We start from the raw sequence: 12719 nt of genomic DNA, 5'->3' as shown, positions 1-12719 counted from the left end.
CGGGCGGAGCGCAAGCGTGATGTGCACCGCTCCGCCCGTACCCTCATCCGGCTGCCGCCACCTTCCTCGCTCCTCAAAGCAGGGCACATCCATGTGCCCTCCCCGCGTGCTCCCGGAGGGAGAAGGGTTCCACCTCGGGCGCCCTAAAGTTTCCCACGCCCCCGCCGATCTCTAGGACGTCGTTCCTTACCAACGATTTCCCATCGATCGGATACCCGCCATGAAAATCCTCATCGCCGCTGCGCTCCTGCTGGCTCCCGTCGCCTCGCACGCCGCCTGCTCCGCCACCGATTTCGCCATCTCCGACTTCAAGATGAAGTCCACCGGTTCGGGCACCGGCATGCGCCTGAGCCTGGCCGGCCAGCTGACCAATCATTGCGGCGACGCCGCCGCCGCCCAGATCCGCATCGAGGCGAAGGACGCCAGCGGCAAGGTACTGCAGAGCAAGCAGGGCTGGCCGGCCGGCACCGCCAACATCGGCCCGGGCCAGTCGGTGAGCTTCGACCTCGGCCGCCTGTTCCGCTACGAGTCGGACATGCAGGACTACACCGTCAGCGTCTCCGAAGTGAAGAGCTGGTAACGCGGTACCCAAGACCCACCGAAACTGCTGCTCTTGAAAGTTTTTTCCGGGCCCCGCAAGGGGCCTTTTTTTGCGCCGGCAAAACCGCGACGCAAAAAAAGAGGCGGTCCCCGGCAGAGACCGCCCCGCTTGCCCACCCCGTCTTACCCGTTCAATGCAGCACGAACAGCTTGTCGAACCCTGCCACCCGCAGCGTCCCGCGCAGCTCGCTGCCGGCGTTGACAATGCGGATCTCCGAACGCTCGCCGCCGGCGTGCTCGCGCAGCAGCAGCAGCATGCCCAGCGCGGAGCTGTCCATGCTGTTCACCTCGCCCAGGTCGATCACATAGCTGCGCGCCGGACGTCCGCCCAGGCAGGCGTCGTGGAAATCGCGGTGCACGGTGAAGTCGAAGCGCTCGCCCAGCTGCAGGGTGAGGCAGTCTTGCTCGGTGTCGTGATGGATGGTCAGGCTCATGGCCGTGTTCCCCTAATGATTCTTCAAAGGCTCAAAACAGCTCGATTTCGCCGGCGTCCATCGAGTTCTGCAGCGCCGGGCCGCGCGCACGCAGGCGGGCCTTCTCGCGCTGCATCGACAGGCGGGCGCGCACGCGCTGGGCGTGCTCGGCCAGCGCACCGGCCTCGACGTCGGTGCAGGCCAGCTCCTCGATGTCGCGGGTGCATTCGGCGGTGGTTTCCTGCAGTTCCACCAGGCGTGTTCGCGTCTGGTTGATCAGCTGGCTGAGGATGTCCTCGAACTGCAGCGAGCGGATGGTGGTGGACACGTCGCTGCCCAGGCCGCGGTTGATCTCCACCACCTGGTCGGCGACCTTGCTGGTGCGCGCATCGCTCTCGGTGACGTGCGCCAGCATGGCGTCGATGCCGCCCTTGGTGGACAGCGCCATGTTCAGGTCCTGCGAGGCCATCGCGCCGACCAGGCCGCGCAGCTGCTCCATCGCGGTGCGCGCACGCTCGACGTGGCTGCCGATCTGCTCGTTGAACTGGTTGGAGTTGCTGGCCAGGTTGCGGATCTCGCCGGCCACCACCGAGAAGCCGCGGCCGGCCTCGCCCGCGCGCGCCGCCTCGATCGAGGCATTCAGCGCCAGCAGATTGGTTTCCTCGGCGATGGTGTTGACGTTCTTGAGCAGGCCGAACACCGCGTCCATTTCCTTGGCCATGCCGTCGATGCGGTAGACGATGCGCAGGCTGTCGCGCGACAACTGCACGATCAGGCCGACGAAATGCTCCAGCAGGTCGCTGGTGCGCGCGGCGAAGTCCTGCACGGACACGCCGTCCTTCTGCCCGTCGATGATCTGCTTGAGCAGCGACTGCTGCTGGCCGGTCTTGTGCGAAAGGCCGTCGAAGCCGCCGCCGAGCTCGGACACCGCGTCGCGCAGCAGGTCCAGCGCCTGGTGCAGTTCGCGCGAGGCGTGGCCCAGTTCCTCGACCAGGGCTTCGCGCACGTCTTCCAGCGCTTCGCGCACCGGCGCCGAATCCTGCGCCGGCGGCAGCACGGTGACCACGCGCGCCGGCGTGCGGCGCTGCTCGACGAACCACGCGGCGGACACCGCGGCGATCGCCAGCGGCGCCAGCCAGGCGGGCTGCCAGACCAGGCACAGCAGCAGCGCGACGGCGCTGACGCTCAGGCCCAGCGGCAGGCGGGGAAAGGACGGGGCGGGAATGGCAGACATGACAGCGTCCAGGTCAGCGGCTGGCGGCGCGTACGGCGCTCGCCACGGGTTGGCGCGCCAGCTCGAGCAGGCGCGCAGCGATATGTTCCAGCGATTGCATCTCGGCGGCGGCGCCGAGCTTCCAGGCGGCGCCGGGCATGCCCCACACCACCGAGCTGGCTTCGTCCTGCACCACCGTGGCGGCGCCGGCTTCCTTCAGTTCCAGCAGGCCGCGCGCGCCGTCGTCGCCCATGCCGGTGAGCAGCGCGGCGACGGTGGTGCGGCCGACGGTGGCGGCCATCGAGCGGAACAGCACGTCCACGCTGGGCTTGTGGCGGTTGACCGGCGGGCCGTCGTGCAGGCGGCACACGTGGCGCGCGCCGTCCCACATCACCAGCAGATGCTGGCTGCCCGGCGCGATATACGCATGGCCGGGCTGGATCGGCTGGCCGTCGCGCGCCTCGCACACGCGCATGGCCGAGCAGTTGTCCATGCGGGTGGCGAACGGGCCGCTGAAGGCGGCGGGGATGTGCTGGGTGATCACGATCGGCGGCGCGTCCGGCGGCATCGATTCCAGCACCACGCGGATCGCCTCGGTGCCGCCGGTGGAGGCACCGATCGCGATGATCGGGCTGCCGCCGCGGCTGTCCGGTGTCTGCGCGCGCGGCAGCACCGCGTCGGCGGACAGCCGCGGCGCCACTTCCAGCTTGCGCACCGCGGTGCGCACGCGCGGACGCGCCAGCGCGGCCAGCTTGACCTTGGCGCAGATGTCCTGCGCCCCCTCGGCGAAGGTGCTGGCCAGGTCGCTGCTGGGCTTGGTGAAGAAATCCACCGCGCCCAGTTCCAGCGCGCGCAGCGTCACTTCCGCGCCCTGCTGGGTCAGCGAGGACACCATCACCACCGGCATCGGCCGCAGGCGCATCAGGTTCTCGAGGAAGGTCAGGCCGTCCATGCGCGGCATTTCCACGTCCAGCGTGAGCACGTCCGGCTCCAGCTGCTTGATCTTTTCGCGCGCGATGAAGGGATCGGCCGCGCTGCCCACCACTTCGATCATCGGATCGCAGGAGAGCATGGTCGTCAGCAGCTTCCGCACAAGGGCGGAATCGTCGATCACCAGGACTCGGACTCGGGACATTCAGGGCTTCTCTTCGGTTGCGCGAGGGTGGTCGGTCTTCAGATGAAGGACGAGTAGTGAGGGCGCCGATCCGGGCCGCGCGGGCGGCCCCTGTTCCTGGCCGTCTCCGGCAAGATCTCCGCCGCGCGGCCGCCAATCGCGCGCCCTCACTGCTCGTCCCTCGGCTCTCTTCAGAACAGTTCCACCTCTCCCTTTATCGGATCGTTGGCCAAACGCTTGAGGTAATTCCGCTCGCCGTCCACCAGCACCGTGGCGTGGTGGCCGCGCAGCTGGCGCACGCGGGCCTTGCCGCTGCACGGGAAGAACTGCACCTGGCGCGGGTAGATGTCGCCCAGGTCCTCGGCCACCAGTTCCAGCCGCTCGGCCGCCAGGTAGCGCCGCACGAAGGCGATGTTGCGTTCGCCGATGTCGGTCATCTGCGCCAGCACGCGTCCGCCGCCGAAGATCTTCACTTCCAGGTCTTCGCGCCGGCCGCCGGCCTTGAGGATGGCGTTGATCAGCTGCTCCATCGCGTCGTTGCCGTAGCGCGCGGCGCGGCCCACGGTGGACGACCAGGCGTCGCGCTCGCCCATCGGCTCGGGCAGCATGAAATGGTTCATGCCGCCGATGCCGCGGCGGCGGTCGCGGATGCAGGCCGACACGCAGGAGCCGAGCACGGTGGCGATCAGTTCCTCCTGCCGGCTCACGTAGTACTCGCCGGGCAGCACCTTGGCGGTCATGCTGCCCTGGGTGGGATCCCAGTAGCGGCGCACGTGCTCGAATCCGGGCAGCACCTCGTCGATGTGCGCGGGGCGCGTCTGGGCGTTCATGCGGGCTTCTTCCGGTAGACGGTGCGGCCGACCAGGGCGAAGTCGTCGTTCAGGCCGTGCATGGATTCGGAGTGGCCGAGGAACAGATAACCCTCGGGCACCAATTTGCCGGCATAGCGCCGGAACAGGCGCTCCTTGGTCGGCTTGTCGAAATAGATCACCACGTTGCGGCAGAAGATCGCGTCGAACACGCCGCTCATCGGCCACTCGTGCAGCAGGTTCAGCGGCTGGATCGCCACCAGTTCGCGCAGGCGCGGATGCACGCAGGCCAGGCCCGCATAGCTGCCCTCGCCGCGCAGGAACCAGCGCCGGCGCCGTTCCGCGCTCACGCCGCCAAGCTTGTCGACCGGATAAACGCCTTCGCGCGCGCCGGCCAGGGCCTGCGGCGACAGGTCGGTGGCGAGGATCTTCGCGTCCACGCCGGGCGCATGCTTTTCCAGCGCCTCGGCCAGCACCATCGCCAGCGCGTAGGGTTCCTCGCCGGTGGAACAACCGGCCGACCAGATGCGCAGGCGTCCGCCGCTGCGGCGCTTCTCGGCCAGCCACTGCGGCAGCAGGGTCTGCTCCAGCAGGTCGTAGTGGTGGGACTCGCGGAAGAACGAAGTGACATTGGTGCTGATCGCGCTGGCCAGGTCGCCCATCTCGGCGTCCGGATCGCGGCGCAGCAGTTCGCAGTAAGCGGAAAAATCCTTCAGCCCCAGCGCGCGCAGCCGGCGCAGCAGGCGGCCCTGGACCAGCTGGCGTTTCTGCTCGCTCAGCGCGATGCCGCAATGAGCCAGCACGAACTCGCGCAGGAAATCGAAATCGCGGTTGCCCAGCAACGGGCCGCCCAGGCCCGGCGCGGCGACTTCGTGGGAAAGATTCGCGGCCATGCTTCAGCCCTCCTTCCCGCTATTGGAAACACTCCCCCTGCCAACCGTCACGACGCACCTCTTATCGTTGTGTTGCTGCTGACTTCCTTAATTTCCCCAGTCCCCGAACTGGATTCCTTCTCCCTCCGGGAGAAGGTGGCGGCAGCCGGATGAGGGTGCGGGCGGAGCGGTGCGCATCACTTTCTTCGCTCCGCCCGGACCCTCACCCCAACCCCTCTCCCGGTGGGAGAGGGGCTCAGGCTTCACGCTCAGAACTCCTTCCACACCCCAGCCTCAGCCATCTCCGCCGGACGCTGCGCGCGCACCGGCGAATGCACCGGCCCCGCGCTGCGCACCGCGGCGAACACCGCCTCCGCTTCCGCACTGGCCGTCGCCGCCGCCTTGCGCGCCGGGGCAGCCACCGCCGCCGCGTCGTCGCCCAGGCGGAAGAAGCCCACCTGGCGGGCCAGCTCGCCGGCCTGTTCCTGCATGGCGCGCGCGGCCGCCGCGGCTTCTTCCACCAGCGCGGCGTTCTGCTGGGTCATCTCGTCCATCTGGGTGACGGCGTTGTTGACCTGGTCGATGCCGGCCGACTGTTCCTGGCTGGCCGCGGCGATCTCCGCCACGATATCGGTCACCTTCTTCACGCTGTCCACGATCTCGGCCAGCGCCTTGCCCGACTGGTCCACCAGCGAGGTGCCGGTACGCACCTTCTCGGCGCTGTCGGCGATCAGGCCCTTGATCTCCTTCGCCGCACCCGCGCTGCGCTGCGCCAGGTTGCGCACTTCGGTCGCCACCACCGCGAAGCCGCGGCCCTGCTCGCCGGCGCGCGCCGCTTCCACCGCGGCGTTCAGCGCCAGCAGGTTGGTCTGGAAGGCGATCTCGTCGATCAGGCTGACGATGTCGGAAATCTTGCGGCTGGACTCGTTGATCTCGCGCATCGCGCCGACCGCCTGGGTCACCACCTCGCCGCCGCGCTCGGCCTGCTCGCGGGCACCGCGGGCCAGCTGGTTGGCGTGGCTAGCGTTCTCGGCGTTCTGCTTCACGGTGGAGGTCATTTCCTCCATCGACGAAGCGGTTTCCTCCAGGCTCGAAGCCTGTTCCTGCGTGCGCTGGCTCAGATCGTCGTTGCCGCGGGCGATCTGCTGCGCGGCGGTACTCACCGCGCCGGAACCGTGGCGGACTTCGCCGACGATCGCCGCCAGGCGCTCGTCCATGGTGCGGAACGCGCCCAGCAGCTGGCCGAGTTCGTCATTGCGGCCGGCCTCGATGTCGTGGCCGAGCTTGCCTTCGGCGATCTCGTTGGCGATGCGCACCGCGCGGTTCAGCGTGCCGATGATCGAGCGGATCAGCAGCACCGCGGCCACGATGGCGATCAGCAGGCCGGCGATCAGCGCGATCAGGCTGGCCGCGCGGACCCACTGGTAGCGACTCAACTGGGCGTCGTAGATCTCCTTGGCCTCCAGGCGCTGCGCCTCGATCAGCTTGGCCAGCGCATCCTGGCGCTCCATCAGGAGCGGGCGCACCTGCATTTCCAGCACATCCGCCGCGCTCGGATCCTTCTGATTGAGCGCATCCATGATGTCCTTCTTGGCCTGGGCGTATTCCTCGTCGGTGGAACGCCACTTCTTGTACAGCTCGTCGAGCTTGGGCGAGCGCGACATCGCCGCGTACTGCTTCTTCAGCTCGACCATCTCGGCCTGGTACTTGGCGAACTCGCCCAGCTTCTGCTTGAGCGCGTCGGGCTTGTCCAGCAGATTGGTGGACTCGCCCATCACGATGAAGGACATCAGCGAGCGCGTATTGATGCGGCTGATGATTTCCGCGGGCACCAGCTCGTTGTCGTACATCTGGCGCATGCCCTCGTTCTGCAGGTGCATGGCGCCGAGGCCGACGGCAGCGCCGGCGATCAACATGAGACCGAGCAGGCCGAGCACGCCGCGCAGGCGGTTGCGGACGGTCATGGCGGGAAGCTTGAACTTGATAGTAGGGATCTTCATTGGAATTCCTTAGGCCACGGCCTTCTCGTCGATAGCCGCGGGCAAGGCGGCCTCCAGCATCTGCGCGTCCTGCGGTTGCAGCAGTTTGTCCACGTCCAGCAGCAGCACCATGCGCTCCGCCGCGGAGGTGAGTCCCTTGAGGTATTCGGTATCCACGGTGGTGCCCATGTCCGGTACCGGGCGCACTGCCGTGCCGGCCACGTCCAGCACGTCGGACACGTTGTCGACCACCACGCCGAACAGGCGGCCGGCGACGGTGACGATCACGGTGACGGTGGTGTGCGTGTATTCCTCGCCGGGCAGGCCGAAGCGCAGCCGCAGGTCGAGCACGGGCACGATCGAGCCACGCAGGTTGAGCACGCCGAGCACGTAGTGCGGGGCCTGCGGGATGCGCGTGACCGGTGTCCAGCCGCGGATTTCGCGTACGGCGAGGATGTCCATGCCGTATTCCTCGCGGCCGAGGCCGACGATGAGGTATTGCGTGGTTGCCGCGTCGGCGGCGGATGCAGTCGGTGGCTGGCTCATGTGGGTCTCGTCTGCGGGAGAAATCCCCGCCCCTGTATGGGCGTTATCGGCAGGTGAACGCTTCGCTTGAGAGTTTTCTGGGGGCGCCTGGGCGGCGCGTGCCTTTTGCTCGTCTTTCCTGCGCAGGCAGGAATCCAGTAGCGGTATCGCTCGATGGTCGCGGTGCCGTGACTTGGCCGCTTACGCAGCGGGCGTTCCTTTTGCTCGTCATTCCGGAGCAGGCCGGAATCCAGTAGCGGTATCGCTCGATGGTCGCGGTGCCGTGACCTGGCCGCTTATGCAGCGGGCATTTCGGACGCCTGCCGGCGCCCGAGTTACTTTTTCTTTGCTGGCCCAAAGCAAAAGTAACCAAAAAGAAATGGCCTAAGAGCCGGGACTGAGGCGAGCTTTGGCGCTGCGCTTCTCTTGCCACACCCTTTCACCCCTCTCCCCTCCGGGGAGAGGGCAGGGTGAGGGGCCGGGCGGAGCGTCGAACTCGCCGACCCTCACCCCGATCTGCTTGGTCAGGCTGCTCGGCGGCGGGTCATCTGCCGGGACAAGCCAGCCACGTCGACGATCAGCGCCACCGAGCCGTCGGCCAAAATCGTCGCGCCGGAAATACCGATCACGCGGCGGTAGTTCGCTTCGAGCGACTTCACGACAGCCTGCTGCTGTCCCACCAGTTCATCGACGAACAGTCCGACGCGCGCGCCGTCGCCCTCGACGACGACGACCAGGCCCTGCTCGATCGCGCGGCGTGTGCCGCCGCAGGCGAACGCGTCCTGCAGGCGCAGCACGGGCAGCCACGAGTCGCGGAAGTGGAACAATTCGCCGCCGCCGGTCACCGTGCGCAGCTGCTCGCCGCGCAGCTGTACCGTCTCGACGATCGAGGCCAGCGGGACGATGTAGTGTTCGCCGCCGACCATCGCGGTGAGGCCGTCGATGATCGCCAGCGTCAGCGGCAAGGTGATGGTGAACACGGAGCCCTGGCCGGCGACGCTGCGGATCTGGATGCTGCCGCCCAGGTCCACCACGTTGCGGCGGACCACGTCCATGCCGACGCCGCGGCCGGACAGGTCGGTGGTGACCGCGGCGGTGGAGAAACCGGGCTGGAAGATCAGGTCGGCCACGGCCTCGTCGGTCATGCCCTCGCCGCTGGCGATCAGGCCGCGCTGCAGCGCCTTGGCGACGATCGCTTCGCGGTTCAGGCCGGCGCCGTCGTCGCTGATCTCCACCACGATCGAGCCGTTGCGGTGCGAGGCTTCCAGGCGCAGCGTGCCGATGTCGCCCTTGCCGGCGGCGCGGCGGCGGTCGGGGGTTTCCAGGCCGTGGTCGATGGCATTGCGCACCAGGTGCACCAGCGGGTCGCCGATCTTCTCCAGCACCGTCTTGTCCAACTCGGTCTGTTCGCCGACCAGGTCCAGCCTGACCTGCTTGCCCAGCTTCTGGCCCAGGTCGCGGACCATGCGCGGGAAGCGGTTGAACACCGAGGCGATGGGCAGCATGCGGATGCCCATCACGCTCTCCTGCAGCGTGCGGGTGTGGCGCGCCAGCTGGGCCAGGCCCTGCTGCAGCATTTCCAGGCGCGAGGCATCGAAATCCTCGCGGAAGGTGTCGAGCATGGACTGGGTGATCACCAGCTCGCCCACCAGGTTGATCAGGCTGTCGATCTTGTCGATGCCGACGCGCACCGAGGATTCGGCGGCGACCGCTTCGCGTGCGGCGGCCTTGGCTGCGATCGGCGCGGCAGCGGCTGCAGGCGCCGCGGCCGCCGGCGCGTGATGCACCTCGGCGCCGGGCAGCGGCTCGAGCGTCAGGTCGCATTCGTCCTCGACCCAGTCGAACACGCCCTTCACCGCGGCGCGGCTGACGTCGCCGCGCAGTTCCAGGCGCCAGCCCAGGTGGCATTCGGACGGATCGAGCGCGCCCAGGCCGGGCAGCCGGTCCAGCTCCGCTTCGGCCTTCAGTTCGCCCAGCTCGCCCAGTTCGCGCAGCAGGCGCAGCGCATCGTTGCCGCCGGCCAGCATGCCCTGGTGCGGGCGGAACGAAATGGCCCAGCCGGTCGAGGCATCGTCGCTGCGCCGCGCGGGCGCGGCGGCCGGCGCGAGGCTGCGACCGACCACGGCGGCCAACTCGTGGCGCAGCGCTTCGCTGGCCGCGTCGGCCAGCGGCTGGCCGGCCTGTGCGCGGGCGAACATGCCGCGCAGGCAGTCCACCGAGCGCAGCAGCAGTTCCACGATGCCGGCGTCGACCGCACGGCGGCCGTCGCGCAGCTCGTCGAGCAGCGATTCGGCCTCGTGGGTGAAGGCCGCCATGTCCGGGAAGCCGAACGTGGCGGCGCCGCCCTTGATCGAATGGGCCGCACGGAAGATGCCGTGGACCAGCTCCTTGTCGCCGCCGCCGTCCAGCGCCAGCAGCGCCGTCTCCATGGCGTCGAGGCCTTCATGGCTCTCGTCGAAGAAGGTCTGATGAAACTGCGCCAGGCTCACCGTGCTCATAGAAATGGCCCTTAGCCGAGCACGCGCTTGACCGTGGCCAGCAGCTGTTCCGGATCGAACGGCTTGACCAGCCAGCCGGTGGCGCCGGCCGCCTTGCCTTCCATCTTCTTGTCGGTGTGCGACTCGGTGGTCAGCATCAGGATCGGCACGCCCTTGTACTCGGGCATCGTGCGCAGCTCGCGCACCATGCTGAGGCCGTCCATCACCGGCATGTTCACGTCGGCCAGCACCAGGTCGAAGCGCGCGCCCTTGGCCGCGTCCACCGCCAGCTGGCCGTTCTCCGCCTCGCTCACATCATGGCCCGCGCCGCGCAGGGTGAAGGCCACCATGCCACGCATCGAAGCCGAATCGTCTACCGCCAGGATCTTTGCCATCGTCTACCTCGTCAGGCCGGCGTCGCCGCCGGCAGTTCCAATGTTTGTGTCAGGCCCAGGCGGGCCGCTCCGTCGCGCAGCACGTCGCTGGCGCCCCGCCACTCCACCGCCACGCCGCGTGCCGCCGCCTCGCGGCGGAACACGGCCAGCAACTGCAGCGCCGCCGTATCCACGCGCTCGACCATGCCGCCGTCCAGCACCGCGGCGGGCGCGGACAGCGCGGCTTCGAGCGCGGCCTTGACCGTCGCCAGGTCCGCGATGCGGCAGTCCGCCGGCAGCGCCACGCGCCCATCCGCCTTGTCCGTCTTCGCCTTGCCCATGTGCCGCTGTCCCGCCTGTGTGATGGCTTACAGGGCGGTTATCGGCGGGGGCGCGGACGGCTTTAGGCCGGACCTGCGGCTTTTTTTCCGCGGCGGCACGGAACGTGCTCCTACCCACCGGATGGCCTTGCGCAGGCGTCGGAAAATCGACGCTCAAGTTCCTGCGCATCCGGCCGAAGACATGCATGAAGCGATGGCAAGGGCGTCAAACCGGTGACGCCCAGAGCCCGGGAGTCCACGTGATCATCCAGCCAACCAGCCTTGCCGCATTGACCTGGGCCGGCGCCGCCTCCGGCGCCAGCGCGGACAGCTGGCGCGTCGGCGCGGTGCTGGCGGCGCGCACGCTGGGCTACAGCGAGCAGGCCAAGCTGGTGTTGCAGATCGGCTCGCTCACGGTCGAGGCCGAGCCGCCCGGCACCCAGCTGCCGTCGCAGTTCCAGGTGCGCGTGCTCAGCCTGGGCGCCGAGCCGAAGCTGGAGATCCTCGGCGGCCCGCCGCTGGATCAGGCGGTAAGCCGCGCCCTGCGCGAGCGCCTGCCCCAGCAGAACGGCTATGCGCCGCTGCTGGCCACGCTGGGCGCACTGGCGCAGCGCCCGCTGCTGCGCCAGCTGCCGCCGCCGCTGCGCGCGGCGCTGGCCCTGCTCGAGCACAGCATCCGCACGCCGGTCGAGATCGCCCACGCCGCCGGCCTGCAGGAGGCGGTGAAGCGCAGCGGCCTGTTCCTCGAATCCCAGCTCGCCCACCCGCAGACCGACCTGGGCATGCTGGGCGAGGACGACTGGAAAGCCGCCCTGCTCCGTCTGGCCGCCACGCTGGATCGCGGCAGTCCGGCGCATCCGCCCGGCGACCACACCGAGACCGCGCCGCCGCTGGCGCAGCGCGGCCTGGTCGCGCAGCCGCGCGCGCCGATGCCCGAGTCCGCCCAGCCCGGCGAAGTGGACAGCCTGCTGGTGCGCCTGCACGGCGAAGTGCATGCCGCGCTGGCGCGCCTGGAAGTGGCGCAATTGGAAACCCAGGCCAGCGGCGCCTGGATGATCGAGATTCCGCTGCAGGGCGAGGGCGGGCAGGACATCCTGCAGTTGCAGATGACGCCGCACGAGGACGATCCGGAGCAACCCACCGCGTGGGTGCTTGGCTTCGCCATCGACCTGCCGCGCCTGGGGCCGGTGCAGGGCGAGCTGCAACTGCGCGGCCTGCGCTTGTCGGTGCGGTTGTGGGCGCAGCGCACGGAGACTACTGCCCGGCTGGAGCGCCTGTTCGGCGAGCTGGGCCAGCAGTTGACCGCGAACGGGTTGCTGCTCGATCAGCTGACCTGCCAGACGGGGCTGCCGCAGCCGCCGGGTTCGCGCAGCGCCGTGCTGCTGAAGGCTACCGCATGACGCAGGCATTGCCGCCGCCGAGCCGCAAGGTGAGTCTGCGCGTGGCCGCGAGCGGCGGGGGTGCGACGCCGCCTTCGTTGCCGCCGGAGGCGCTGGAGCAGTTGCTGGCGCGGGCGCGGTCGCTGGGGATCGTGTTGCATCACGATGCGCAGGTGGCGGGGTTGCTGGCGGCGCTGCGCTTGCGGGCGGATATTCCGGTGGAGTTGTATGCGGCTGCGGCGGCGGTGCTCAGCTGCGTGTATCGCGCGTCTGAGGAAGGTTGAGGCTGCGCCTCTGTGGCTCGTCATTCCGGCGCAGGCGGAATCCGCTTTGCTCGTCATCCCGGCGTAGGCCGGACGAGCGCGTAGCGCGAAGAACGCCCGAAGGGCGGCCCCGAAGGGGCGAGCGAAGCGAGTCATCCAGTAACGACCACGCTCGATGGTCGCGTTGCGCGCAGCTTGTCTCGCCTATGGCGAGGGTTTCGAGCCGCTGCCGCGGCCCGAGTTACTTTCTCTTGCTTGCCCAAGAGAAAGTAACCAAAGAGAAGGGCACCCTGCACGGCGCCCTCCGCAGCTTCGCTGCTGCGGGTACGTGAGGGCTGGCCGGGCTTTTTGACGGGACATCCGTGTCCCGTCAAAAAGGCG

At 68.9% G+C, this 12719-nt stretch carries 13 protein-coding genes; 3 read left to right on the top strand and 10 right to left on the bottom strand.

Annotated features, from left to right (window positions below; all coding sequences use genetic code 11):
* Window positions 1-220: 220 nt before the first annotated feature.
* Window positions 221-580 carry a hypothetical protein gene (locus BM172_RS21845; protein ID WP_026636713.1) on the top strand — a complete coding sequence of 120 codons (360 nt, stop codon included), beginning with the start codon at window positions 221-223 and terminating at the stop codon, window positions 578-580.
* A 151-nt stretch (window positions 581-731) separates the two neighbouring features.
* Here the strand turns inward: BM172_RS21845 and BM172_RS21840 are convergent, their stop codons facing one another.
* From BM172_RS21840 to BM172_RS21795, 10 genes are all read right to left on the bottom strand, one after another.
* Window positions 732-1034, bottom strand: a complete 303-nt coding sequence (locus BM172_RS21840) for an STAS domain-containing protein (protein ID WP_026636714.1) — start codon at window positions 1032-1034, stop codon at window positions 732-734.
* Window positions 1035-1065: 31 nt separating this feature from the next.
* Window positions 1066-2247, bottom strand: coding sequence for a methyl-accepting chemotaxis protein (locus tag BM172_RS21835; RefSeq protein ID WP_035324184.1), 1182 nt, complete (start codon window positions 2245-2247; stop codon window positions 1066-1068).
* 13 nt (window positions 2248-2260) lie between these two features.
* Window positions 2261-3361, bottom strand: coding sequence for a protein-glutamate methylesterase/protein-glutamine glutaminase (locus BM172_RS21830; protein ID WP_035324186.1), 1101 nt, complete (start codon window positions 3359-3361; stop codon window positions 2261-2263).
* Between the two features lie 170 nt (window positions 3362-3531).
* Entirely contained in the window at window positions 3532-4170 is a 639-nt protein-coding gene (gene cheD, locus BM172_RS21825) for a chemoreceptor glutamine deamidase CheD (protein ID WP_026636717.1), read from the bottom strand.
* Window positions 4167-5042, bottom strand: a complete 876-nt coding sequence (locus BM172_RS21820) for a CheR family methyltransferase (RefSeq protein ID WP_026636718.1) — start codon at window positions 5040-5042, stop codon at window positions 4167-4169. The genes cheD and BM172_RS21820 overlap by 4 nt, the downstream gene beginning before the upstream one ends.
* Before the next feature lie 248 nt (window positions 5043-5290).
* Window positions 5291-7021, bottom strand: coding sequence for a methyl-accepting chemotaxis protein (locus BM172_RS21815; RefSeq protein ID WP_026636719.1), 1731 nt, complete (start codon window positions 7019-7021; stop codon window positions 5291-5293).
* Window positions 7022-7030: 9 nt separating this feature from the next.
* Window positions 7031-7546, bottom strand: a complete 516-nt coding sequence (locus BM172_RS21810) for a chemotaxis protein CheW (protein ID WP_026636720.1) — start codon at window positions 7544-7546, stop codon at window positions 7031-7033.
* Window positions 7547-8049: 503 nt separating this feature from the next.
* Window positions 8050-10023, bottom strand: coding sequence for a chemotaxis protein CheA (locus tag BM172_RS21805; RefSeq protein ID WP_026636721.1), 1974 nt, complete (start codon window positions 10021-10023; stop codon window positions 8050-8052).
* 11 nt (window positions 10024-10034) lie between these two features.
* Window positions 10035-10397 (bottom strand): response regulator, encoded by a 363-nt coding sequence (locus BM172_RS21800; protein WP_026636722.1) that lies wholly within the window; start codon window positions 10395-10397, stop codon window positions 10035-10037.
* An 11-nt stretch (window positions 10398-10408) separates the two neighbouring features.
* Window positions 10409-10717, bottom strand: a complete 309-nt coding sequence (locus BM172_RS21795) for an STAS domain-containing protein (protein WP_026636723.1) — start codon at window positions 10715-10717, stop codon at window positions 10409-10411.
* 239 nt (window positions 10718-10956) lie between these two features.
* Between BM172_RS21795 and BM172_RS21790 the strand changes: the two genes are divergently transcribed.
* Together BM172_RS21790 and BM172_RS21785 are read left to right on the top strand one after the other, a co-directional pair.
* A complete protein-coding gene (locus tag BM172_RS21790) occupies window positions 10957-12096 on the top strand; it encodes a flagellar hook-length control protein FliK (RefSeq protein ID WP_026636724.1) in 1140 nt (379 codons plus the stop codon).
* Window positions 12093-12359 carry an EscU/YscU/HrcU family type III secretion system export apparatus switch protein gene (locus BM172_RS21785; protein WP_026636725.1) on the top strand — a complete coding sequence of 89 codons (267 nt, stop codon included), beginning with the start codon at window positions 12093-12095 and terminating at the stop codon, window positions 12357-12359. The genes BM172_RS21790 and BM172_RS21785 overlap by 4 nt, the downstream gene beginning before the upstream one ends.
* The last annotated feature ends 360 nt before the right edge of the window (window positions 12360-12719 follow it).

This window comes from Dyella marensis (genome assembly GCF_900112865.1).
GTDB lineage: Bacteria > Pseudomonadota > Gammaproteobacteria > Xanthomonadales > Rhodanobacteraceae > Dyella_D > Dyella_D marensis_A.
Note: the sequence above shows the minus strand (reverse complement) of the source record. Positions and strands in the feature narration are given on the sequence as shown.